The sequence below is a fragment of the Microcoleus sp. A2-C3 genome, from assembly GCF_036706065.1.
Classification (GTDB): Bacteria; Cyanobacteriota; Cyanobacteriia; order Cyanobacteriales; family Microcoleaceae; genus Microcoleus.
Genome location: NZ_JAUBVX010000048.1, coordinates 1 through 23,391, shown reverse-complemented (window position 1 = coordinate 23,391; position 23,391 = coordinate 1). Strand labels below are relative to the sequence as shown.

Annotated in this window: 17 protein-coding genes; 4 read left to right on the top strand and 13 right to left on the bottom strand. The window is 43.8% G+C overall.

From position 1 onward, the window contains the following. Window positions 1-93: 93 nt before the first annotated feature. The 4 genes from QUB66_RS22725 to QUB66_RS22710 all read right to left on the bottom strand — a co-directional run bounded on the left by QUB66_RS22725 (window position 94) and on the right by QUB66_RS22710 (window position 3,589). Window positions 94-1,155: an ABC transporter substrate-binding protein gene (locus QUB66_RS22725; RefSeq protein WP_332970352.1), complete on the bottom strand. Its 1,062-nt coding sequence runs from the start codon at window positions 1,153-1,155 to the stop codon at window positions 94-96. A gap of 51 nt (window positions 1,156-1,206) precedes the next feature. Then, a complete protein-coding gene (locus QUB66_RS22720; protein WP_265237989.1) occupies window positions 1,207-2,064 on the bottom strand; it encodes an ABC transporter permease in 858 nt (285 codons plus the stop codon). Between the two features lie 105 nt (window positions 2,065-2,169). After that, the gene (locus QUB66_RS22715; RefSeq protein WP_265237990.1) at window positions 2,170-3,018 is read right to left on the bottom strand and encodes an ABC transporter permease; all 849 of its coding nucleotides are present in this window, start codon (window positions 3,016-3,018) and stop codon (window positions 2,170-2,172) included. Between the two features lie 157 nt (window positions 3,019-3,175). Next, window positions 3,176-3,589, bottom strand: a complete 414-nt coding sequence (locus tag QUB66_RS22710) for a peptide chain release factor 1 (RefSeq protein WP_265237991.1) — start codon at window positions 3,587-3,589, stop codon at window positions 3,176-3,178. 164 nt (window positions 3,590-3,753) lie between these two features. On the opposite strand from QUB66_RS22710, the gene QUB66_RS22705 reads away from it, so the two are divergent. After that, the gene (locus QUB66_RS22705) at window positions 3,754-3,960 is read left to right on the top strand and encodes a hypothetical protein (protein ID WP_332970350.1); all 207 of its coding nucleotides are present in this window, start codon (window positions 3,754-3,756) and stop codon (window positions 3,958-3,960) included. A gap of 392 nt (window positions 3,961-4,352) precedes the next feature. Further along, window positions 4,353-4,778 (top strand): DUF6335 family protein, encoded by a 426-nt coding sequence (locus QUB66_RS22700; RefSeq protein ID WP_332970348.1) that lies wholly within the window; start codon window positions 4,353-4,355, stop codon window positions 4,776-4,778. A 54-nt stretch (window positions 4,779-4,832) separates the two neighbouring features. Here QUB66_RS22700 and QUB66_RS22695 read toward each other — a convergent pair whose 3' ends face one another. The 6 genes from QUB66_RS22695 to QUB66_RS22670 form a co-directional block, all read right to left on the bottom strand. Beyond that, a complete protein-coding gene (locus QUB66_RS22695) occupies window positions 4,833-6,332 on the bottom strand; it encodes a hybrid sensor histidine kinase/response regulator (protein ID WP_332970347.1) in 1,500 nt (499 codons plus the stop codon). A gap of 7 nt (window positions 6,333-6,339) precedes the next feature. Further along, window positions 6,340-12,438 (bottom strand): hybrid sensor histidine kinase/response regulator, encoded by a 6,099-nt coding sequence (locus QUB66_RS22690; RefSeq protein ID WP_332970346.1) that lies wholly within the window; start codon window positions 12,436-12,438, stop codon window positions 6,340-6,342. A 196-nt stretch (window positions 12,439-12,634) separates the two neighbouring features. Beyond that, window positions 12,635-12,769: a hypothetical protein gene (locus QUB66_RS22685; protein ID WP_265238994.1), complete on the bottom strand. Its 135-nt coding sequence runs from the start codon at window positions 12,767-12,769 to the stop codon at window positions 12,635-12,637. After that, window positions 12,762-13,640 carry a carbohydrate ABC transporter permease gene (locus tag QUB66_RS22680; RefSeq protein WP_332970345.1) on the bottom strand — a complete coding sequence of 293 codons (879 nt, stop codon included), beginning with the start codon at window positions 13,638-13,640 and terminating at the stop codon, window positions 12,762-12,764. The genes QUB66_RS22685 and QUB66_RS22680 overlap by 8 nt, the downstream gene beginning before the upstream one ends. A gap of 216 nt (window positions 13,641-13,856) precedes the next feature. Continuing rightward, window positions 13,857-15,320: a CIA30 family protein gene (locus QUB66_RS22675; RefSeq protein ID WP_332970344.1), complete on the bottom strand. Its 1,464-nt coding sequence runs from the start codon at window positions 15,318-15,320 to the stop codon at window positions 13,857-13,859. Between the two features lie 96 nt (window positions 15,321-15,416). After that, entirely contained in the window at window positions 15,417-17,939 is a 2,523-nt protein-coding gene (locus QUB66_RS22670) for an ATP-binding protein (RefSeq protein ID WP_332970343.1), read from the bottom strand. A 433-nt stretch (window positions 17,940-18,372) separates the two neighbouring features. On the opposite strand from QUB66_RS22670, the gene QUB66_RS22665 reads away from it, so the two are divergent. Continuing rightward, window positions 18,373-18,756, top strand: coding sequence for a hypothetical protein (locus QUB66_RS22665; protein ID WP_265238998.1), 384 nt, complete (start codon window positions 18,373-18,375; stop codon window positions 18,754-18,756). Window positions 18,757-18,906: 150 nt separating this feature from the next. On the opposite strand, the gene QUB66_RS22660 is transcribed toward QUB66_RS22665, so the two are convergent. After that, the gene (locus QUB66_RS22660) at window positions 18,907-19,761 is read right to left on the bottom strand and encodes an Hpt domain-containing protein (protein WP_265238999.1); all 855 of its coding nucleotides are present in this window, start codon (window positions 19,759-19,761) and stop codon (window positions 18,907-18,909) included. A 399-nt stretch (window positions 19,762-20,160) separates the two neighbouring features. Next, window positions 20,161-21,087: a DMT family transporter gene (locus QUB66_RS22655; RefSeq protein ID WP_265239000.1), complete on the bottom strand. Its 927-nt coding sequence runs from the start codon at window positions 21,085-21,087 to the stop codon at window positions 20,161-20,163. Window positions 21,088-21,488: 401 nt separating this feature from the next. Here QUB66_RS22655 and QUB66_RS22650 point away from each other — a divergent pair, with 401 nt between their 5' ends. Next, window positions 21,489-22,289 (top strand): SDR family NAD(P)-dependent oxidoreductase, encoded by an 801-nt coding sequence (locus tag QUB66_RS22650; protein WP_332970342.1) that lies wholly within the window; start codon window positions 21,489-21,491, stop codon window positions 22,287-22,289. A 181-nt stretch (window positions 22,290-22,470) separates the two neighbouring features. Here the strand turns inward: QUB66_RS22650 and QUB66_RS22645 are convergent, their stop codons facing one another. After that, window positions 22,471-23,280 (bottom strand): calcium-binding protein, encoded by an 810-nt coding sequence (locus QUB66_RS22645; RefSeq protein ID WP_332970341.1) that lies wholly within the window; start codon window positions 23,278-23,280, stop codon window positions 22,471-22,473. Between the last annotated feature and the right edge of the window lie 111 nt (window positions 23,281-23,391).

The window sequence follows — 23,391 nt, the reverse complement described above, 5'->3', positions numbered from 1 at the left end:
ATCAGCATTTAAATTACTGACCAATAAATAATCAAACTGTTGTGGGGCGGGCTTCGACGCCGGCCCAAATCGGCAATTTAAATGTGAAATCGCTTACTTTCCTGCCCCTGCTTTAACTTCCGTCGAAGCTCGATCGTACAATGCAGTTGCTTTCCCGACATCCTGCAAGAATTTCAGTTTGCCCAACACCTCAGCAGGTGGGTAAATCTGAGGATTATTCAAATCTTTCGGGTCAATTAAACCTTTGTCTATTGCTGCTTTATTCGGCGAGCCAAAGTGGGTAAAATTGGAAATTTTAGCACCTACTTCTGGCTGCAAAATAAAGTTAATAAATTTTTCAGCTAACTCTTTGTGCGGCGCACCTTTGGGAATTGCCATGTTATCAGAAAAAACAATTGTTCCTTCTTTGGGAATAGCATAGCGGAGATTTGGATTATCTTTCATCACCTGAAAAATATCGCCGCTCCATTCCATTGTCAAGTTTACTTCTCCTTGATCGAGCAGAGTTTGACCAGTGTCTGGGACAAAAGCGGTAATCATATTTTTATTTTTAATCAGCAAGTCGCGGGCTTTGTTAATTTCTTCGAGATTAGTTGTATTTGGATCAAATCCTAAATACATTAAAACCGCTGCAAAAGTATATCTGGCATCATCTTGCCATGCTATTTTTCCCGTATATTTAGCATCGAACATCGCCCCCCAACTGTTAATCTCGCCCTTGGTTACTTTTACGTTGTAGCCAATTCCCATTGTTCCCCACTGATAAGGCAATGAATATTTATTGCCAGGGTCAAATGTTTGGTTCATCCATCTCGAATCCAGATTTGTTGTGTTAGGAATTTTCTGGGAATCTAACGGCTCAAGTATATTATCGGCTGCCATGATTTTCACCATGTAATCGGCGGGAAATATTACATCGTAACCGGGATTTCCCTGTTTGAGTTTGGCGTAGAGTGCGTCGCTGTTCTCGAAAGTGTCGTATTGAATTTTAACGTTGTTATCTTTCTCGAATTGGGCGATCGTTTCTGGAGCGATATAACTTGCATAATTGTAAATGCTGAGGACTTGCTGCTGGTTGCCGCCTGTGCGGCTACAGCCGAAAACCACCGTTGCACTGATCACAAACAAAAGTAAGAAAGTCAGGAGGCGTTTCATGGGTTTTGTTAGTTGTAGGCGAAATTAATTATGACACACAAAGCAAGTTTTTTAGCTTTTTTGAACTCTTAGCGACGATACAACCAGCAATAAAGAAGCTAGCAGCATCAAAGTTGAGATGGCATTAATTGCTGGTGTTACTGCAAATTTTATCATGCCGTAAACCAATAGTGGCAGCGTCATGGAACCAACGCCTGTGGTAAAAAATGTCACGACAAAATCATCGAGAGACAGGGTAAAAGCCAGCAGTGCAGCGCTGAAAATTGCGGGCCAAATTAGAGGAAAAGTGATGCGCCAAAAAGTCCGCCATTCGTTAGCGCCCAAGTCAAAGGCTGCTTGTTCTAATTGAGGATCGAGTTCCGCCAAACGTGCCCTGACAGTAATCGTCACAAATGAAATATTAAAGACAATGTGACCGATAATTACTGTAGGTAAGCCGAGATTGAGGTGAATTCCTGTGAGATTTTCTACGATCCGAAATACTAGGGTGAAGAAAACTAGCAGCGAAATGCCGATCGTAATTTCGGGCATAATAATCGGCAAAAACAGTAAAGCTTCTACGGCTTTTCGTCCCAGAAAATGAAAGCGTTCCAGCGCTAGCGCGAGCATGGTACCGAAAATTGTCGCTAAAGCCGTCGAAATCGCTGCAATTAGCAAGCTATTGCTAAGTGCTGGCAAAATTCCGGCGCTGCTGCTGGTAGCAAGAGTCGCACCTGCATTGCTAAACAAGCTGCCGTACCAATCGAGGGTAAAACCGCGCCAAACTGCGTTAAATTTGGAAGCGTTGAAGGAGTAAATGATTAAGATGAGAATTGGCAAGTAGAGAAAGGCAAATGCTAGTGCAGCTTGTACCCAAAGCCACTTTTTGCCGATCGCCCGCACGAGCAAATCTAGTTTTGTTTTAGTCATTAGTCATTGAGCATTGGGCATTGGGCATTGGGCATTGGGCATTGGGCATTGGGCATTGGGCATTGGGCATTTTATCTTAAATGTACGGTGCGCGATGCACACCATTTATGAACTTTCATCAGAGACGCGGAAGTAAACCAAAACAGGAATCAATATAATTACTGTTAACAACATAGAAAGGGCGGAACCAAAAGGCCAGTCGCGGGCTTTCATAAACTGATTTTGAATCAAGTTTCCCACCATAATTGTTTTAGAGCCGCCCAATATATCAGGTGTGATGAAAGCTCCAACTGCGGGAACAAAAACCAAAATTGAGCCTGCAACAATGCCGCGAGTTGTCAATGGTAAAAATACGCGCCAGAATGTTCTAATATCATTTGCGCCTAAATCTTGAGCGGCTTCTACTAATGAAAAGTTGAAGCGTTCTATGCTAGAATATAAAGGTAGAACCATAAAAGGTAAATAGCCGTAAATTAGACCGATCGCCACAGCGAAAGGCGTAAATAGCAAATTTAACGGTTCGTTAATCAGATGCAGGCTTTGCAAGGCTGTGTTAACTACTCCTTCGCTACGCAGCAGAATTATCCAGGCGTAGGTTCTCACTAAAAAGTTAGTCCAAAATGGAATAATTACCAGCAAAAGCAAGGCGTTTCGCCAGCGGGGAGGACGGGTGGCGATGAAGAATGCTAGGGGATAGCCAACTAACAAACAAGCCGCAGTTGTCAAAAAAGCTAAAAAGAGCGATCGCCCAATTACCCCTAAAAAAAGTCCGCTGAACAAACGCTGGTAGTTGCTGAGAGTAAATACCCAAGTAACACCGCCATAAGTACCGCGTTCTAAGAAACTGTACAAAAGTACAATTAGCACTGGCAAAATGAAGAAAATTATCAGCCATGCGGTGGCGGGGAATAATAGCAGCAACAGGTTAGTCTGCTGGCGGTTTTTAATACTCATTATTCAATCAATGGAAATTTAGCACATAATCCAACACATTTTATATCAAATCCGCATTTTCTCAATTATCTCATGATTAATCAAGAATCAACAGGTACGCAATGTCAGCAGATACCTTGACTTTATATAGCAGTGCGTACCCTACAATGACTAAAAACTATCGCCAATAAGGCCGGCCCTTCCAAAAAATTCCCACCGTAACTCCGATTAGTGCAGCTTCCGATAAACTTGCTAAAAAAGGAGGTATGGGCAGGAATGACTTTAATACCAAACCTAAAAACACGCACAAAACTAAAACCCACAAATTAGTCCGGTTGAGCAAAAAATGCTGCTGCCAATACTCCAAAAAGTACACTGCTAAAGCTCCCATTCCCACTGCTGTAACAAAAGGTATCAATATTCCGAGGGAGGAACCGTATAGAAGTGTCAGGATGTTGCGGATTACCCGTGATTGCGTGAAACCCCATGCTAAAAATAGCTCCAGTCCAATCACAATTGAGTTGACGAGGGCGGCAATTTGCAGCATTTCTCGCCAAGGTAAAAGTTTTAAGCGGCGCAGAAAATTACTCACGATCGGCAAATTTGGTAGGTTGCTTTGATTTTATAACAGTTTTGCCCGGGCGATCGACATTAACGACTATTTGTAAAGTAAAATGAAGAGAGAGGGCAGTCTCTTGACAAATTCACCTAGAGCACCTGCCTGCTTGTTGTTGGAACCGTGAAAGGAAAAAAGTTATGGTGGAGAACACTGTCGATTGTGCTGTAGCTTGCGTCAACGGCTGCGTTTTGGGCGATCAGTGCCCGAAGCGAGAATACGCGGCGGCAACGTCAAACTTTATTGAAAATACTTCTCTCGACAAAATGCTGGAAATGGCAGAGGAAGCGATCAGAAGGAAACGGACGGAACCTCCCAAATGGGTAATTCCTGATTTTCCCGAATAGAATTAGCGCTCCTTAGAAAAAACATCGCCCATTTGAAAGGGCGATGTTTTTTGTATTCCCAATGAAATAGCCGAGCCCAATCAAGTTATTTCTTGGGATAGAAGCTAACTGCTTAAAGAGCAGTTATGATTATAATTAGTAAGGAAAATTTAATAACTCAAACATCTGCCACACTGTTCTCTATCGAGAAGCGGCGAGGTAAAGAGAGGATATTCCTCCTGATTTGCATTACTTTCGCTCTGACTGGTAACGAGCAAAACGAGCAAAAATCAATAGTTATTTAATTGTCATTCCTTGATTACAGCTATTGGCAGTTAATTACAATTCAGCTAAAGCCAATAGCAAAATCCCGAAGTATTGAATAGATTTAAAAAAACTCAGGAGAAAACATCATGGCACAGCAAAATAAACGAGCTGAAAATTTAGCAGAAGAGCGCGATAATTCCAGCAATTTGCCTCAAGAAATTACTGAATCTTACGGTACTGGCGTTATCGTTGAACCGGGATTGAACCAATACGAAATCACAACCTTGAACGACAGCAGTGCGGAATACGGTTCAACCAGTTCCCAAATCAGTGGAGACGATGGCGAGGTTGCTGCGGCGGAACAAGAAAGGGCCACTGGCGAGAAATTAGTAGGGGGAAGTGCTCCAAATCCCGACCAAGATATGGTTGATGAACTCGGAGCTGCGGCGGGTATAGAAATGGCCGATGGAGCTATTTTGCACACAGCAGATATGCTCAATCACCGAGATGAAGATAGGTGGGAATTAGACCCTAGTTCTGCGGAATATTATCAGGAACAGCCGGATTTATAGGTTTATTTGTTACAGTTTTGGAATATTTTTTTAGTCTTAAGTTGACACCAATAATTAACGGCCTCCAATTTGGGAACCGGAGGTCGCCATTTCTCTAACTTTTTGTCGAATTGGCAGCTCGATCGCAAATTCGGTTCCTTGGCCTGGTGTCGAACAACACTGCAAACTGCCGCCGTGCTTTTCTGTGACAATGTGCCAGCTAATTGACAAGCCGATTCCGGTACCTTTGCCGATCGGCTTTGTGGTAAAAAATGGGTCAAAAATACGATCGCACAACTCCTCGCTGATTCCCGGCCCGTTGTCACAAATTTTAATAATTGCCGTGTTGGAGTTGCTGACTTTCGTACTAATCCGAATCAGGAAGGGATTTGCTTTAATTTCCTCGATTTTTTTTTCACTGCTGGATTCTTCGATCGCATCGATCGCATTAGCTAAGATATTCATAAATACCTGATTGATCTCCCCGCCGCAACACTCTACATTTTTCAAATCAGGATCGTATTCCTTAATCACCTCAATCGCGGGACGATTCGCCTTAAATTTCAGCCGATTTTGCAAAATCATCAGCGTGCTATCAATACCTTCATGAATATCAATCGGCTGCATTTCCCCCCCTTCTTGCCGCGAAAAAGACCGCAGAGACAGAATGATCTCGCGAATGCGATCGCCCCCTACCTGCATCGAGTTTAGCATTTTCATTAAATCTTCCTGGATGAATTCTAGCTCCACCGCTTCTACTGTTGATGTTATTTCCGGTGCCGGATCGGGATAGTGCTGTTGGTAAAGATCTAGCACCTTGAGAATATCTTCAGCATAATCGCGAACGTAATTGAGATTACCGCAGATAAAATTCACCGGATTGTTAATTTCGTGAGCAATCCCCGCCACCATTTGCCCCAAAGCCGACATTTTTTCGCTTTGAATTAACAGGGATTGAGCTTGCTTGAGCTTGTCCAGGGACTTCTGCAAATTCTCCTGTGTTTGCTGCCTCTGGTTCACCTCTTCCTTGAGTAGGTCGTTAGTTTGAGAAAGTTCCACAGTGCGCGATTCTACCCGTTTTTCCAACTCAGCAGCCAATTGTTCTAGGTTAATTTGAGCTTGTTTGCGATCGACAATTTCCTGTTCCATTCGGACATTTTGCTGCTGAAGTTTTTGAGTCAGCTTGCAGACGCTCAAATGCGCTTTAACGCGAGCTAAAACTTCTTCATTTTGAATGGGCTTAGTAACGTAATCAACGGCCCCTAAACTAAATCCTTTTACCTTATCTTTCGTCTCATTCAGCGCCGTCATAAAAATCACTGGAATATCTTTTGTCAAATCGCCAGCCTTCAAACGCCGGCAAGTTTCAAACCCATCAATTCCCGGTGGCATTAACACGTCCAACAAAATCAAATCTGGCAGCGAGTATTCAGCTTTTTTGATAGCGCTCTCTCCCGTCCGCGCCACCAACACTTTAAACCCCGATTCCGTCAAAAACTCAAACAGCACTGCCAAATTATTCGGGTTATCATCAACGATCAAAATTGCGCTTTCTTCCCAAGGTAAGATGCTCATATTTTCACTAATTCCTGTATTGTTCTACAAATTCTAAGATTTTCACTTCTTCAAAACCTTTAACTAATTGATTGAGATGGTTGGCGAAAGAGACATATTTAACATCAAGTTTTGCCAATTTTTCTGCTTGTTTTTGAATACCTCCTAAGTCACCCATCATGGCTAAGTCAAAGAGTAAAGCGATTTCATCGGCGGGAGGAGCGATGATTTCTTGATGCTGAATTTGAGATTGATTGTGAAAAACTTCAGATTCCGCATTCGGGTATTGCAACTCCTCACAAATCCATTCTAAGCCCAAATGAACTTGCAAGCAATTTAAAAGTTCCTCAGCCCGGATCGGCTTGGGAATAAAAGCATTGCATCCCGCTGCTACACTTTCCTGCTTTTCTGCTTCCATAATACTAGCAGAAGTGCCGATGGCTACCACATTTTGCAGTTGGGGCAACTTGCGAATTTGTCGCATCGCTTCAAATCCGTCCATCACCGGCATCACCAAATCAATCAAAATACAATCCGGTTGAAATTCTAGAGCTTTATTCACACAATCTTGACCGTTTGTTGCCTCAATTATTTCAAAACCCAACGGTTCCAGCAGGTGAATTAAAACTGAGCGATTTTCCCACCGATCGTCCGCCACCAAAATCTTCTTATTAGTACCCTTGAAACCCTTAATATTTTGGGGGTAATACTTTTTATTTTGATCGGGGCTGTCAACTGCTAGCAACTCTAACTCAAAGGAGAAAATGCTACCTCTGCCTAAAGTGCTTTCTACTTTCAATTCACCGCCCATAATCTCAACTAATTGGTGACTAATCGCCAATCCCAAGCCTGTTCCCTCAGTATGGCGGGGACTATTACCTACCTGTTCAAAAGCTGCAAATATCTTTGGCAATTCATCAGCAGCAATCCCAATTCCCGTATCTTCTACTTGAAACCGAATCTTCACGTTTGTACTAAGGACTTCAGTTCCGGTTCCATCCCTTACACAATCCACTGCGGAAACCTTAAAAGTAACCCCGCCGCTTTCAGTAAACTTAACAGCATTACCAATTAAATTAATCAAAATTTGGCGCAACTTCTTTTCATCAGCAGAGATAGCAGCGGGAAGAGGCGAAAGATATTCGCAATTTAAAGCTATGTTTTTTTGACCTGCTCGAATGCTACAAATTGCAGTTATGCCTTGAATAAAATCTGGTAAATTAAACTCTGTTGGCACGAGTTCCATTCTTCTAGCTTCGATTTTAGAAAGGTCTAAAATATCCTCGACTAAAGCGAGTAAGTGTTCGCCACAGCGGTGAATAACGCCAATTCCATCCTGTTGTTTCGTTGATAAATGTTTGTCGCGCTTAAAGATTTGAGCGTAACCTAAAATGCCGTTGAGGGGCGTTCGCAATTCGTGGCTCATGTTAGCTAAAAATTCGCTTTTGGCGCGGCTGGCATCTTGGGCGGCGGCTTCTGCTTTTTGACGTTCTTTAATTTCTTCGGAAAGCAGGACATTTTTTTTGTTTAATTCTTGGGTGCGTTCTTTAACTTTTGCTTCTAGGGTAAGGTTGTATTCTGCTAGTTGTTGGTTGGCCGTTGCTAAGTTTGTGTAAAGGCGGGCATTTTCCAGGGCGATCGCAGCTTGGGAAGAAAGCAGCTTCAAAACTTCCAAGCGATCGTCCGTAAAAGCGCCGGCGATTAAATTGTTTTCTAAATAAAGGATGGCTGTTAATTTGCCTTGATAGACGATCGCCACGCATAACACTGATTTCGGCTGGTGTTCGATAATGTAGGGGTCGCTGTTGAAAATTGCCTCGCTGCAGGCATCGTGGAGGACAATATCTTCGAGAGTGCGATCGACAAAATTGATTATCGATCGCGGATACGCACAATCCAAGCCCGCCCCCGATAACACTCGCACATCTGCGCCCACTTCTCCCGCAGCTTCAATGACAAATTCACCATTTTTGGACGCGATCAGACATCCTGTTTGGGCACCGGCATTTTCCAGCAAAATCCGCATCATTTTTGCCAGCAAAGCATCGAGGACAATTTCACCGGAGATAGCAAGAGATGCTTTCATCACAGTAGCGAAATCTAAAGTTTTGTGACTATCGGTAACGGTTGCAGAAGTTACAGCCAAACTCGGGCTGCTACTTGTGAAACTTTCACTTTCCGGGATCCGTACAATTAACTGCGGATAGCGTTCCTCCAAATCAGCAACCTTAGCATTCGCACCCCAGCGGATATAACCGTAGTAAGCGTCAGTCATGTAAACCTTAGCAACTTTCTCTCGGCCCGCCAACAGATAAAACTCAGCAGCTAATTCATTAGCCAAAGCTTCTTCCTGAATGTATCCCTGTTCGCTGGAATGTTGAATTGCGCGATCGTAATAATCCATCGCCCGGTCTTTTTCGCCCAACACCCGCGCTTTTTCAGCCTCGACTAATTCATATTTGTGCTGGTAATTCATCGGTGCGTGGTGCGCCCAGTTCTGCATTTTTTCCTGATTCGCTGCTACCTGCATCAAATGTTTTTCTTGTTCTGCACGGTCAGCAGTTGGATACACAGCGAGGAGTGCTAGCGAATAATAAAAATTGTGCGTACCGATCATCATGAAGCCAATTGCTGCTGGTGCATATTTGGCTGCTAAAGATCCATCAATAACTGCTTGTTCTGGCTTTTTAAATAAGTAATTCAGCAGCAATTTAGCAAGATAAACATTGAAAGTTGACAGATAATTATTAACTTGTTGCAGCCTAGCCAATATTTCTGCCCATTTAAAATCTTTACCTGTTGATTGAGATTGGTTTGGGTATATATCTCGCAAATCTAAAATAATCTCCCCCCATATTCCCAGCATTCCTAGAGAAACTTCTTGTTTGACATTCTGTGCAAAAGTGAAGTATTGTAATTGTTTTTGTAGTACCTTTTCTAAGGGTTCCCCAATCAAGAATGATCCAGAACAACTGTTAACAGCAGAATAACAAGCATATTCTACATCTCCGGTTTCTATACCGCTTTGTATCGCCTCGTTAAAAGGTGGGATTATCTCTCTAGCGTGTTCTTTAGAGTGGCGGATAAAAGTGTTAAATATAGTATAAACTTTGCATTTCAGTTCTTGAGCATTGAATTGTTCTAATAACTTCAAACCTAATTGTCCAGAATGATATCCAGCGTCTAGATCTCCTAATGCCCCAGTCAGCAACAAGCCATACCAAGTATAGGCGATCGCTCCAAGTGCTGAATGACCGCGTTTAATGGAAAAATCGACCATTGTGAAGACAATCTGCGGGAATAGTTCTGGTTTTGCCGTAAAAACAGAAGACACCAGAACCAAAAGTATACGCATTATCGCCAACTCGTAGTCATCAGTCATTACCGGAATGTTTTCTAGTTCCTCAAGCTGAGGTAACTCAATTGCAGCCAAACCCTCTGGGGGGATTTCCGACAGGGAAAATTCCAATATTTCCAAAGCTTTTAAACCAGTATCGATGGCTGTCAGCATCTGGTTTTGAGCCATATAAGACTGGATTTGGAGTTCGTAAACTTTAATTTTGTCCAGCAGGGTAGTGGCTTGTTGCAACACGATATTGGCTAATTCTTGCGATCGCCCAAAATTAGTATTGAGATATTCAGCCTCTGCTGCTTCTACGTGCAGGTTCAGCGTCAAGTCATAATCCGTCTGCCAACTTGACCCTATACTTACGGCGGACTGAGGGGAATTAATCAGTTCCAAACCGACATTCAAATATCTGACAGTAGCTTCATAAGCATTGGATGCTTTAGCTTTTTTACCAGCCATCAGATTCAGTTTTGCCAGTTCATCTTTTTCGGCTTTTTCTGTGAGTAATTCAACACCGAAATTTAGTTGATTGACAATATCAAAGACCTTTTCTTCAATCTCAGAGGCGGGAGTATTCTCCAGCAGCAGTTGACCGATTTTTAGGTGAGTTGCTTGCTTTGCCTCATCGGGAATCAAAGAATAAGCTGCTTGCTGCACTCTGTCGTGCAAAAACTTGTAGCCAACTTTAACATCTTGCAGCCCCGACACCCCCGTTTCCGAACCCTCAAAAACCAACGGAATTTTGTAATCGTTGCTCAGCGGCAAAATTAGCCCTGCCTGAAGAGCATCCCAGAGACTTAATGCTGTTTCTTTTTGAGATTTTTGGCTGACAATTGCCAGGACTTCTAAATTAAACCGGTTGCCAATACAGGCCGCTAATTTTAAGGCTGACTGCGCTGCGGCGGACAACTTCAAAATATTTCGAGCGATTAACTCTACGACATTGCACTCAGTAATCCCGATTGCTTGGATGTGCCCGATATCCCACTGCCACCTACTCGATGGAAAATCGTAAACTAACAGTTTTTCTTGATAAAGAGTTCTGATTAACTGATTTAAAAAGAAGGGATTTCCTTGGGTTTTGTTAAAAAGTAGCTCTGCTAAAATTTTAATATCTTCGGAATTTAGGCTTTCTAAAGTTTCGGAAGTTAATAGCTGTACATGACTTAAATCTAAGGGATCAAGAACAATATTGATGACTATTCCTGGCATTTGCGCCGTAGTTTGTTGGATATTTTCGATGATTTGAATCAGCGGATGGGTGGCGCTAACTTCGTTATCTCGATAGGCTCCAATTAGCAGCAAATATTTGCTTTCTGAATCCGTCACTAGCAGTTCAATGAATTTCAGCGATGCGGAATCGGCCCATTGTAAATCGTCGAGAAAAACAACTAGCGGGTGCTCACGGGCAGTAAACACGCTAATGAATTGTTTAAACACCCGATTAAATCGGTTTTGCGATTCTGTCGGGCCCAATTGTGGGACTTCTGGCTGTTTCCCGATAATTAGTTCGACTTCGGGAATCACGTCTGTGACAACTTTGCCGTTGCTTCCCAAAGCAGCTAGCAATTTTTGTTTCCAAGTCTGGATAGATGCTGCACTTTCTGTTAGCAATTGCCGAATCAATGATTGGAATGCTTGAATCAGAGAAGCGTAGGGAATGTTGCGCTTGAATTGGTCAAATTTACCAGATATGAAATAGCCGCGCTGCTGAACTATGGGTTTTTGAACTTCATTTACTAAGCAAGATTTGCCGATGCCGGAGTAACCGGAAACGAGGATCATTTCTACGCCAGCATGGGAATCTGTATTGTTTTCTACACCGCTAACTCGGTTAAAGGCGGCTAGTAAAGCGGCGACTTCAGCTTCTCTACCGTAGAGTTTTTGGGGGATGAGGAGTTGACCGGCGCGATCGGCATTTCCGGCAGTAAAATCCGATATATTGCCAGTAGCTTGTAGTTGCGCCAGACAAGTTTCGAGGTCAAATCTCAGCCCGTCAGCGCTTTGATACCTATCTTCCGCCATCTTCGCCAACAGCTTCATCACGATGGCAGAGATTGCTTCGGGGATTTCCGGCTGCAAACTGCGGGGATTGGGGGGGATTTGAGCGATGTGACAGTGAACTAATTCTAAAGGGTCGATCGCGCTAAACGGCAATTCACCAGTCAACATCTCGTAAAAAGTGACACCTAACGAGTAAAAATCGCTGCGATAATCAATTGCCCGATTCATTCTACCAGTTTGTTCCGGCGAAATATAAGCTAACGTACCTTCGAGCAAATTGGGATAGCTGGGCGTTGCGTTTTCTCGAACCAAGCCGGAGGAGATGCTGAAGTCAGTAATTTTGACCTGATAGGTTTCGGGATGGATAATAATATTGTGCGGTTTAATATCTTTGTGAATTATTTGGTTTTGATGGATTTTACCCAAACTTTTTGCTAGTCCAACGGCAATTTCGAGAAAGTGTTTCAAGTCAAGTTTGGTGGAAATTAAAAAATTAGATAAAGCCAAGCCTCCAAAGTCTTCTAATGTCAGCGCCACACCATTGTGATTAGTTTCTAAACTGTAGCAGTTGACAATTCCTTCGATGTTTTTTAGATTAGTTCGGATTTTATATTCATGTCTCAAGCGGGTAATTTCTTCCAGAGTGGGATACTCGCTGTTCAGGGTTTTGACAATGACTGGCAAATTGTGTTTTTGCCAGATTCCCCGATAAATCACAGTATTGACACCAGAGTAAATTTTTTCGGTGATTTGATAGCCTGTTAGTAAAATCATAGTTTAATAAATGTGAAGTTAAAGGGCTTGCAGCCAATTTGCAGGAGTTGTGCTATTGACGAAAGTTAATTAGTTGTGTTAGAGGGGTGATGAGTAGGGTTGGCCGACAAAACTTGCGAGACATACTTAATCTTACTCCAAATCTCACAGCTTTGTCATTGGTTATTTGGCTTAATATTTAAGAGACTCGGCGGTTTCAACCGCGTCTACACAAACAAAACCCGGATGGTGCGCGGGTTGAAGAATGGGCGGTTTCAACCGCCGTCTTATCTTCTTCCTTCTTCCTTCTTCCTTCTTCCCTCTTCCTTCTTCCTTCTTCCTTCTCAATCATTGCGAGTCAAACCCTGAAGGCTAACTTGCAGAATCGACAAACCCAAAATCATCAAAAATAACACTAGGGCGATCGTACAAGCATAACCAATTTCCAAATCCTTAAAAGCCCGTTCGTAAAGATAATAAACAACAGTCTTAGAACTATTGCGAGGGCCGCCCTGAGTCATGATATAAACTTCTTCAAAAACCTTAGTAGCAGAAATCGCCGAAATCACCGCCACCAAAACTAAATAAGGCTTCATCAGCGGTACAGTAATATCCCAGTGTTTCCGCAAACCTTCCGAACCATCAATCGCAGCAGCTTCGTAAAGTTCTGCCGGAATAGATTGCAGCCCAGCCAAATAAATTACCATGTAATAACCCAAGCCTTTCCAGATAGTAACTGCCATCACGCTAAAGAGTACCACCTTCGGGTTGGCAAGCCAAGAAACCGGAGGTAAACCCAACAATTCCCCGAACTGATTCAGCAATCCAGTCTCAGCAAACAGCCACTTCCAAGCAATCCCGGCGACCACCATCGAAATCACCGCAGGCGTGTAGTATGCTGCGCGGAACCAGTTCATCCCCCTGAGCTTTTGATTGCACAAAATCGCCATTCCCAGCGGTAGAACAACCAATATAGGTACTACACAGAGCAGATACAGCAGCGTATTGGTCAAAGTTTGCCAAAAAGTGCGATCGCGCCACAGGCGATCGAAATTCTTCAAACCCACCCACTGCGGCATTTGAGTTAAATCGTATTCGTAATTAGTAAAACTCAAATAAAAAGCTTGCACCGCCGGCCACAAAACCGTTAAAGTCAAAATAAACAAAGCCGGAAACAAAAACAAATAAGGCGTAGAATATCGTCGGAAGAAATTTAGATACATAATAATCTGTAATTAGTAGATAAGACGGCGGTTGAAACCGCGCCTACACAAACGATGTCCGCCTCCGCGGACGGTCGAAAACAATGTAATTGCATTCGCCGTATTATCTGATTCTTCAACCCGCGGAGGCGGGTTTTGTCTGTGTAGACGCGAATTCCATTCGCCGTCTTCAATTCGCCGTCTTCAATTCGCCGTCTCTTCAACCGCCGTCTTATCTTATTTCAACCCAGAAAACAAACCCTCCCAATCTCCCGAAGAACGAGAATTTTCCCCCTCTTTTACCTCAAATGTCACCTTACAAGCCTGCGGTTCTTCCAAAGCTTGTACGCACAACTCTGCAATATCTTCCCGGCTAACTTTACCCCGAATATTGTCTCCTTGCTCGAATATCAAAGCTTTGCCGCCCGCTTCTTCAGTCAAAGCACAAGGTCTGACAACAGTATAAGGTATGCCGCTCGATCGCACGCAATCCTCCCCTTTCAACTTCCAAGTCAAAATTCCCCCCAACATATCATTCATCCTGACAGCCGGCGGTTCCTCCTCCAAAATAAGTCCTGGGCGGCCAGGGCGCGTAACTCCAGCCGAACTTACCATCACAAATCGCGGCAAAGTCTGCCCACCATCAGCTTTAATAGATTCTAATTCCAGTTGAAAAACGCCCGGTGTAAATCTCGGATTCAGCCCGCCATCATATTCAAACTTGCTCAGCATTAACTGAAAAGAATAAATACTACTAGCATCAAATTTCGAGCCATCCTTCACAGTTTTCGCGCGAAAGACAGGAATCAACTTATCGAAGGGAACGACGACAGTAATCCAAGTATTGTAAACAGTATCAAAGGAATAGCAATAGCCAATACCATCCCATTTAGCCTCGCTACGCACAATCAACTTGTAGCGCTTACCATCGCCTTTGACGCGCAGCAGGAGGCCGCTAAATCCTGCGAGATTGACCGGAGGATCGAAGTTTTGGGTGCGGACGGAAGCAAAGCCGCCGGAGTTGGCGGTGGAAACATTGCCGGTGAATATAGCTGTATTATCTGTAAGTGCGATCGAACTTTCGCTAGTGCCGCCCATCACAACATCGTCGAGAGCACCCCAAGTTTCTTTTAAATCTTGGGTAGGTTTTGTGAAGTCAAAAATGATTTTTTCGCCTGCTTTAACAAGCTGGCTGCGAACAGCTTGCACTAAATTATTCAGACCTTTGTATTCCACAATTTCGGGAACATCCACAACTTCCGGCATATAAAACTTGATGCCTTGATAGTATTTTTCCCTCGTTGGAGTGTCTCCTTCTACAGGTTGAACTTTCGTGCCAGTGCAGCAGATAACTGCTTCGATGCCCTCAGTTACTAACGGCGTTAGCGTCTCGGCGAGAGTAATATCTCCTTCGACTAATTCAACATTTTTGCCCAGAATTTCTGTTGCTCTTTTGGTATCTCTGACGAGACAGCGGACTTGATATCCCCGCTGTTGCAATCGCTTGACAACTCGCTTTCCCACGCCGCCGGTGGCACCGGCTACGAGTACGAGTTTGGGTTGGTCTTTTTTCTGGTTGCTGCTGCTTCCGAACAGTTGTTGCAGCCAGCTAATGCTGCCAATGAAGGGAATAACACCGAAATAAGCCAAGGTTTTGACAAATCTGCCGGCATCCCATTGGGCGGTATTTTTTTCTGTCACAGTCGCTTCCTCAGAATGGGATCAAATCTACTTAGCTGCTTTTGTATTTTAATCGAATTTTCGATTTGTGGATTTGGGCTATGAGCGCACTTTTTTTCATTTGACAATGGGTTTCCGATGAATTTGGCTTAAGGGAATCTCAATAATCAACTCGGTTCCCTCTCCGGGGGCTGAAATGCAGCTCAATTTGCCACCGTGTTGTTCTACCACAATTTCGTGGGAAATTGTCAAACCTATTCCTGCACCTTTACCCACCGGTTTTGTGGAAAAAAACGGCTCAAATATTTTCTGGCCGACTGTTTCTTCCATACCCCAACCGTTGTCCTTGATCCGAACTGCTACGGCTTTTTCTCCCGGACAAACTTCTGTCACAATCTGAATTTGTCCGCTCTTGGCTGGCTCTTCTTTGCCCCTGCGGTGCGACGATAAGTGCTTGTTGACAAAGGCATCTTCTAGGGCATCAATTGCATTTGCCAGTACATTCATAAACACTTGGTTTATCTCAACTGCGTAACACTCAACCAAAGGCAGAGAGCCATATTCTTTGATGAGATGAATTGCAGGGCGATCGGGCTTCGGTTTGAGTCGGTTGCTCAGAATCAACAAAGCGCTGTCCAATCCGTCGTGAATGTCAACTGGTTTAATCTCTGCTTCGTCAATTCTAGAGAAATTTCGCAGCGACTGAACTATCTCGCGGATGCGGTTAGCTCCTACTTTCATTGAACCCAACAACTTCGGTAAGTCTTCAACTATAAACTCTACTTCTGCTGCTTCTATTTCTACTTGAATTTCTGACGAAGGCGACGGATAGTGCTGAGCGTAAAGCTGCAATAAATTGATGAGTTTTTCGCTGTATTCGTTGGCATAGGTTAGATTTCCGTAGATGAAGTTAATCGGGTTAGTGACTTCATAGGCCACCGCCGCCACCAACTGTCCCAAACTTGACATTCTTTCACTTTGCACCAATTGAGTTTGCGCGCGCTGAAGCTCTGACATCGCTATTTTTAAATGAGCCGTTTTTTCGCGCTCTCTGGCGATTGATGCTTCTAATGCTGTATTTAATTTGTTGAGTTTTTCGGCTTGGCGCAGCACTATATTAATCATTGCTTTTTTAAATTCCAATGCTGCCTCTATTTCGCATTGTTTCCAAGGCAATGATTGGCAACTCACATTTTCTTTCCACAGCTCGAAGGATTTGCGAGGAGACAGTCTGGGGCTGCCATCTTCATCTATTTCAACTTGTTTTTTGGGGTTTCCAGCCCAATTCACGGTCTGAATTACTTCCGGGCGAAACCACAAAACATATATTTTTTGAATTGGCGATATTGCTACGGCTAAACACCCGCTGACTGTCTCTTTAAATCCCTCAGCTTCTGGATAAAATTTGATCAGCGAGTCTGTATAAAATATTTCTTTTGTGAGGTTTGTTTGCACCCACTTAGTTAAGTATTTGAGAGATTTTCCTTGAGGTGTTTTTCCGACTAGATAGCAATTTTCTCCAAATATTATTGCTGCTCCCTGGGCGTTGACTGCTTCCAGCAAATTGTGCTGGCATTTACCGAACACTTCAGACAAGTTTTCGGCGGTGGATATGTCTTCAAAAATCTTGGTTTGAATGGATTTTAAATAAAGTTTATAGTCGTAGTCTTCGTTTCCTTCTTTTGATTGCAGTTCTAAGGACATTACTTGTCCGATAAATTCGCAGGCGGCGCGCACTTCATAGTTGAGGTATTTTGGTGTATAGTTGTGGCAAGCAATCAATCCCCACAGTTTTTGATCTTTGATTAATGAAATTGACATCGAAGCTGCCACGCCCATATTTTGCAGGTATTCTATGTGAATGGGAGAAACGCTTCTCAATACGCAAAAACTGAGGTCTACAGGTTCGTTGGTAATAGAATTGTTGCCGGATACGAGGGGAACTGGTTGATAGTTAATATCGGGAATCAACCTCAACCAATTTAATGAATACAGTTTTCTTGCTTGTTTGGGAATATCTGTGCTGGGGTAGTTTAATCCTAAGAAAGGAGTCAGGTTTTCTGTTTTGTCTTCGGCGATGACAGCGCCGTTGCCATCGGGATCGAATTGATAGACCATTACTCTATCAAATTTGGAAATTCTTCTGATTTCTTTTACAGTTTGTTGACATAAATCTTTGAGAGTTGTGGCGCTTTGAATTTGGCTGACAGTGGATCTCACTGAATGATAAAAACTAAAAATCGAAAGATTTTCTGTGGTAGTGGATAATTCTAATTCTACCATCAAAAATCCTTCTAATCGGTGGATAATGCAGTCAAATTCTAAAGATTGGCCGGCTTTTTCGACGGACACTTTAATGGGATTGACGGTTTTTAAGTTTTCCTTTTCCAAACAGGCAGTGAATTTTTCGAGCTGAGCGCGATCGAATAATAAGCTCAAATTTTGACCGATCGCACTTTTGGCATCAAAGCCTAACAAATCTTGCGTATTTTCACTGACTTGCAGTATTTCTAGTTCAGGTTCTCGCACCACAAGTAGCACGCCGTGCGGCTGAATATGCCCTGATATGTGAATGGGTTCTCTGTCGCAGTTGGTCAAGTCAACTTCTGCGAGTGCTGGGATTGTGATTTGTCGATCCATTGTGTCTATTTCCCGCTGTAAAATTTTGAGAAGGTTCTATCGATTTGAGATTTGAGTTCAAATTTGCTTTTAAATAATCTCATCTGAGAATCAGCGAGTCGAAAATGATTGAGTCGCAAATCAGCCTACCCTTGTGTTGCAGCTCGACTGGCCCCAGCATTCTAGATCTTTTTACGAACTTAGCTCTTCTATTCGATCGCTCCCCAATCTTAATTATTGCAGCAATTGTTGCCATTTTTCAATTAGTTTTAATAATATTTCACAAAGTTAATATTTGTGGTAAACTTTTGACAGGGAGAAAAAGGAGGAGAGAAATGTGTCTTCAGACCGGCAGACTGACGAAAATATTAAGTTAAGGTAAGGGTGACAAGATATAAAAGTCAAGTCACGTTAAACTATTTAAGTATATCCAACAGGCCCGACAATTAGACTGATGCTCGACTTCAATACAGTTACTGAGTTTTCTCATACCTACTGCATAGGTATCTGTGCTTTTTTAGTTCCGGCAAACTTGCTGACTACTTTGCTGACAGGGATTTTGACAGGACTAAACCGACCTCGAATCGAAGTTTGGGCGTCTGTGGTTGTGGCCAGTCTTTGGGCTACAGCAATGTTATTTCACGTTTTTACCTGGTTTGCGATCGGCGTAGTAATGCTTCCGACATATATCTTGTTAGCGATGGCAATCACTTGTCTGGCTATCAATATCTGGGCGGTGGCGCATCCTGACAGCATGATGCAATTAATTCGAGTTGCGGTATCAGCTTTTAGGGAATTTGTGAGAAGAAGGAAGGAAGTTCGGCAACGGATTGTGTAACGGATTTAACGAATTTTAGGAAGTAAAATTTTAGCGATCTAGGATAGAAATTGGTAGCGAGAAACGTGAAAAATATCAGGGATAATATTAGTTTTTACTAAAGTATTCCCTGGTTCCAAATATTAGTTCGGAGTCCTAATTTTATACTGGTTATTCTGGTTCGTGATCGCGACATTCTTCATCTTCGGGGCCGCCCGGATGGATCGTGCAGTTGAGCAGGTGGCCGCCATCGCTTCTGCCATAATAGTAGCGGCATCCGGTGCAAATTGCGGGACGGGCGATCGCACTTCGGTAAACCGGATAATCGGCAGCCAGCAGCGAAAAGTCACGCTGCGTCTGAACAGTCCCGATCATCGCGCCTGAAAGTTCGACAGCTTGGCGGATGTTTTCGATCCTGGTGTAAGGTGGTAGGTAAATGTCAATATAAAGGCGTATGCCCTCGCCTTCGTACTCGTGGCGGGTAATATTGCCTCCGAGCAAACCGACGTGCGACGTAATGGCGGAGAAAAATTCCGCTGCAAAGGTGCAGTAACCGGAGAAAAGGTGAATGTGTTCGTCGGTTACTGCTCTCAAAGTCAGGCGAGTAGGAATCAGCACTCTCAGGTAAGCATCGAGTTCGTCAAAAACCGGTTCGGCGAGGAAAAGCATCTGGTTTGCGTCTTCGTGGTTGAGTCCAAAACCCTTAGAAACCTTGGACACGAGGGCTGCTAAAATATCAAAAACTTGGGTTAATAGCGATTGTAGTGTGCTATCAATGGCGATCGGACATTCTCTGAGCAGTTTTAAATAATCTTCCAAGCGATGGGCTATGCGCTGAATGCTGCTAAATCCCAGCATAGCTGCTCCCCCTTTAATCGAGTGCGAGGCTCGGATGAGCTGGTTTATGCTTTGGGGAGCTTGCATGGTGTTTTGCAGGCCCTGCAAGCCTTGTTCGATGATTTGAATGTGTTCTGTGGCTTCTTCTAGAAAGTAGCCGATGATGCGCTGTAGTTGTTCTGGTAGCATAATTTTATTCTCCGAAAGGCACCCGAATATTATTAGTTATTAGTCATTGGTCATTAGTCATTAGTCATTGGTCATCTTGCCCGCTCGCGAAGTCGAAGGGTGGTCATCAGTCATTGGTCATCAGTCATTAGTCATTGTCATTAGTTATTAGTTATTAGTCAGACATTTGATAGTTTTGATTGGATATTTAAATGACGAGTTATTGGCAGCGTATCAATGGGTGCTTTTGTATGAGTGCGAACGTCCCCGCTCGCTAGATATGTAAACAAGCCAGCGGAGACGCTCGCACTGAAAAACGCTTTTTACATTCATTTATATGCTACCCACTTATTTGTATTTTTTAGATCTAATCTTTTTTATTCTGACTCACGCCAACTGTAGTGGCAAGGCTGAGAATTGTTAACTGTTGACTGTGCTTTTTTTAGCTCCGAGGGTAGCGGTTGCTACGCCAAACAGCAGTATCGCAGCACCTGCGAGTACCGCCGGCGCGGGCACTTCCCGAAACAGCAAATAACCAAAAAAACTCGCCGCTACCGGTTCAAACAAGATGGCAAGAGTTACTATAGTTGGGGAAATTTGCATTACTGCCCAGTTTAAAATGGTGTGGCCGACTAATTGAGGCAAGGCGGCGGTTAACAAAATATAAAAATATACAATGTGCGGATAACCGGTATAACTGATGCCGAAGGCGAGGGGGAGAGGGAGCAGGACGATCGCACTAACAGTATAGGCGATCGCGATATAACCGCCAATTCCCAGTCCTCGCCGCTGAGCTTCCCGCCCCAACAGCAGGTACAAGCTGACAGCCCAGGAACCAGCCAGAGCCAGGAAATCGCCTAGGAGTTTACTGCTACCGGCACTTTCTGCGCCCCCACTCCCCAGGGCGATCGCCATTCCGCCTGCAAGCGCTATAGTAATGCCAGCGATCGACATTTTGCTGAGTTTTTCGCCAAACCAGAAGCGCGACAATAGCGCTATCCAAACGGGAGTTGTGGTGACGAGGGCTGTGGAAGCCGCAATCGAAGTATAAGAAAGTGAGGTAATCCAGAGAGCAAAGTGCAGGGCGAGACACAAACCAGCCGCCGCAGCATAGCGCCGAGCTCCCGGTTGTAAGGCTTTCCACTGAATTTTCTGCCAAGCCGGAAGCAGAATTAAGGAAGACAAACTCAAGCGAGATGCGGCGAGTATCAGACTGAAACCGAGGCCGCCCGCGCCTGCTTCCATGTTCGCCAGCCGAATTAAAATCGAAGAGGTTGAGACTGCCAAAACGCCGATAATTAACAATAGGGCGATCGACCAATTCTGCGGTTGTTTAGGAAAATTCATTTGTTCGAGAATTGGTAAGGGGAAATTGGAAATTGCCGAAAATAAAATTTATATAGCAATTTTCGCACAATTCTGAACTAGACTTATTGCATAAATTTTGGATGAATAGGTCAATCGCAGAGGCAAGGCAGATCAACGCAGATCAACGCAGATGCGTTTCAAGAAGAGCGAGGGAATGAATTCAATTCAACTCTACTGTTGATCTTGCCTTCTCTTCTCCTCTTTTCCTTCGTGTCCTTTGCGTCTTCGCGGTTCGTTTTTAAAAGCCCGCTCGCCAATATTTAAAATTTGTTATATTCAAGACAAACTATTAATATAGAACGCGCCCAAAAATACTTGGCATCTGTTATAGTTTCCATACAGCAGCAAACGAAGCCCCCACTTACAAAGTATAACTATCTATGGCTCCTACAGTTTTGATGACAGGCGCTTCTCAAGGAAGCGGCAAAGCAACGGCACTGTTATTTGCCAGCAAAGGTTACGATGTGGTGATGGTGGCTCGCGAGCCAGAGAGATTGGCAGCAGCAGCGGCTCAGGTGCAGCGTGAAGGCACTTCCGCTGTCCCTATTGCGGGGGATGTAGGCGACATTCAACAAGTGCGGGCGATCGTCCAAAAAGCCCTAGATGTGTGCGGAAACATTGATGTTTTGGTGAATAATGCCGGGATTTGTCTCGCGGGGGCGATCGAGCAAACCACCTCCGAAGATTGGCAGCAATTAATGAATACCAATTTTTGGGGTTGCGTTAACACAATTCAAGAAATTTTGCCACATTTTCTCGATCGCAAAACGGGTACAATCGTCAATGTTGGCTCCATAGGCGGCAAAATGCCCTTGCCTCAAATGACCGCTTATTGCGCCAGCAAATATGCAGTAACCGGTTTAACAGAAAGTTTGCGATTGGAATTAGCGCCCCAAGGTATTCACGTTTGCGCCGTACATCCGGGCTTGATCAACAGCGATTTTTTGGAAAGAGCTCAATTTCGCGATCGAGACGAACCAGCAGTCGAATTGCGCCGCCAACAAATGAGCGAAATGTTGAAATCTGACTGGGCTTCTCAGCCGGAAGATATTGCTAAAGCTATCTGGGATGCTGTCAAGAATCAGCGTGCAGAAGTTACCGTCGGCCCAGCTTTTTTTGCATCGGAAGCCTATCGATTATTCCCCGGTTTGATGCAGTGGGCAATGGCAAAGAGTAATTAGTCATTAGTTATGAGTCATTAGTTTGTAGGGTGTACACTGCGCACCGGTTGACTTTGTAGCTAACTAATCTTAGAGAGCGCTTCGGGGGAAAACTATTGAGTAGGCGATCTTCACATTCAGCCCTCGATCGCACCCTATAATAACTAAAGCCAGTGCACATTGCGCACCCTACACCTACCAATTAAAGCAAAGAACTAGCATTAACCAAACGACCGGTTAAATCCGCAGGTGTCACATTCAACACAGTACCCAATAAAGCATTAGTAACACCGAACCTAATATTAGTAGCTTCCACACGACCGTTGCCATCTGGATCGAGACTTTGCTGCGAGATGCCACCCTTGGCTAACAAACTCGTTCCCCCCGATATACTTGCAGGATCGATCAGCAGCAGTCTCGGATCGTTCAAGCTATAATTTACCTGTTCAAAAGAGATATTGCTGCTGGTAAAAGCTGCACTAATTCCGATCGAATCACTAGATTTATCAAAATCCACAATTACCGCGTCAGGAACTTCATTCCCAACCAATCTAATTCCCGCTTGATCGACTCGAAAAACAAAGACATCGCTCCCAGCACCACCTTTGTAAATATCCACATCTCTGTCGCCAATTAAAGTATCGTTACCGTCACCGCCAACTAACAAATCAACACCTTGTCCCCCGCGTAGCAAATCATTTCCCGCACCGCCATCAAGGAAATCGCTATTTCTATCCCCTGTCAATAAATCGTCACCAGTTTCTCCCAAAAGATCGTCATCATCTTTGCCGCCATAAAGAGAATCACTGCCGGCGCCGCCTAACAGACTGTCTTTACCATCGTTGCCGAAAATCCGTTCTGCATCTGACGAGCCCCTGACAGTATCATTGCCGCCCAGCATCCAAACTCCCCCAGGAAAACTAGCAAGTTGTCCCGGTGCAAGTGTAATATTTTCAGCAGAATTGTCTCCTACCAAACGAGAGATGCCTGAATTATCGGGGGTGAGTACCATAGTTGTAAATTTTGTTTGTGTAATGCGATCGTGGACAGGGCTATTTCATTCTGGTTGAGTAGCTGATATGATAATAAAGTATTGTAGTCATTCACATGATATGTCATGTCT

What these genes read in the sequence shown, in the direction of transcription:
- QUB66_RS22670 (WP_332970343.1), bottom strand. Translation starts at nt 17,939, where the DNA reads ATGGATCGACAAATCACAATCCCAGCACTCGCAGAAGTTGACTTGACC.
- QUB66_RS22715 (WP_265237990.1), bottom strand. Translation starts at nt 3,018, where the DNA reads ATGAGTATTAAAAACCGCCAGCAGACTAACCTGTTGCTGCTATTATTC.
- QUB66_RS22655 (WP_265239000.1), bottom strand. Translation starts at nt 21,087, where the DNA reads ATGAATTTTCCTAAACAACCGCAGAATTGGTCGATCGCCCTATTGTTA.
- QUB66_RS22725 (WP_332970352.1), bottom strand. Translation starts at nt 1,155, where the DNA reads ATGAAACGCCTCCTGACTTTCTTACTTTTGTTTGTGATCAGTGCAACG.
- QUB66_RS22685 (WP_265238994.1), bottom strand. Translation starts at nt 12,769, where the DNA reads ATGATTGAGAAGGAAGAAGGAAGAAGGAAGAGGGAAGAAGGAAGAAGG.
- QUB66_RS22720 (WP_265237989.1), bottom strand. Translation starts at nt 2,064, where the DNA reads ATGACTAAAACAAAACTAGATTTGCTCGTGCGGGCGATCGGCAAAAAG.
- QUB66_RS22645 (WP_332970341.1), bottom strand. Translation starts at nt 23,280, where the DNA reads ATGGTACTCACCCCCGATAATTCAGGCATCTCTCGTTTGGTAGGAGAC.
- QUB66_RS22650 (WP_332970342.1), top strand. Translation starts at nt 21,489, where the DNA reads ATGGCTCCTACAGTTTTGATGACAGGCGCTTCTCAAGGAAGCGGCAAA.
- QUB66_RS22695 (WP_332970347.1), bottom strand. Translation starts at nt 6,332, where the DNA reads ATGAGCATCTTACCTTGGGAAGAAAGCGCAATTTTGATCGTTGATGAT.
- QUB66_RS22705 (WP_332970350.1), top strand. Translation starts at nt 3,754, where the DNA reads ATGGTGGAGAACACTGTCGATTGTGCTGTAGCTTGCGTCAACGGCTGC.
- QUB66_RS22665 (WP_265238998.1), top strand. Translation starts at nt 18,373, where the DNA reads ATGCTCGACTTCAATACAGTTACTGAGTTTTCTCATACCTACTGCATA.
- QUB66_RS22700 (WP_332970348.1), top strand. Translation starts at nt 4,353, where the DNA reads ATGGCACAGCAAAATAAACGAGCTGAAAATTTAGCAGAAGAGCGCGAT.
- QUB66_RS22690 (WP_332970346.1), bottom strand. Translation starts at nt 12,438, where the DNA reads ATGATTTTACTAACAGGCTATCAAATCACCGAAAAAATTTACTCTGGT.
- QUB66_RS22680 (WP_332970345.1), bottom strand. Translation starts at nt 13,640, where the DNA reads ATGTATCTAAATTTCTTCCGACGATATTCTACGCCTTATTTGTTTTTG.
- QUB66_RS22660 (WP_265238999.1), bottom strand. Translation starts at nt 19,761, where the DNA reads ATGCTACCAGAACAACTACAGCGCATCATCGGCTACTTTCTAGAAGAA.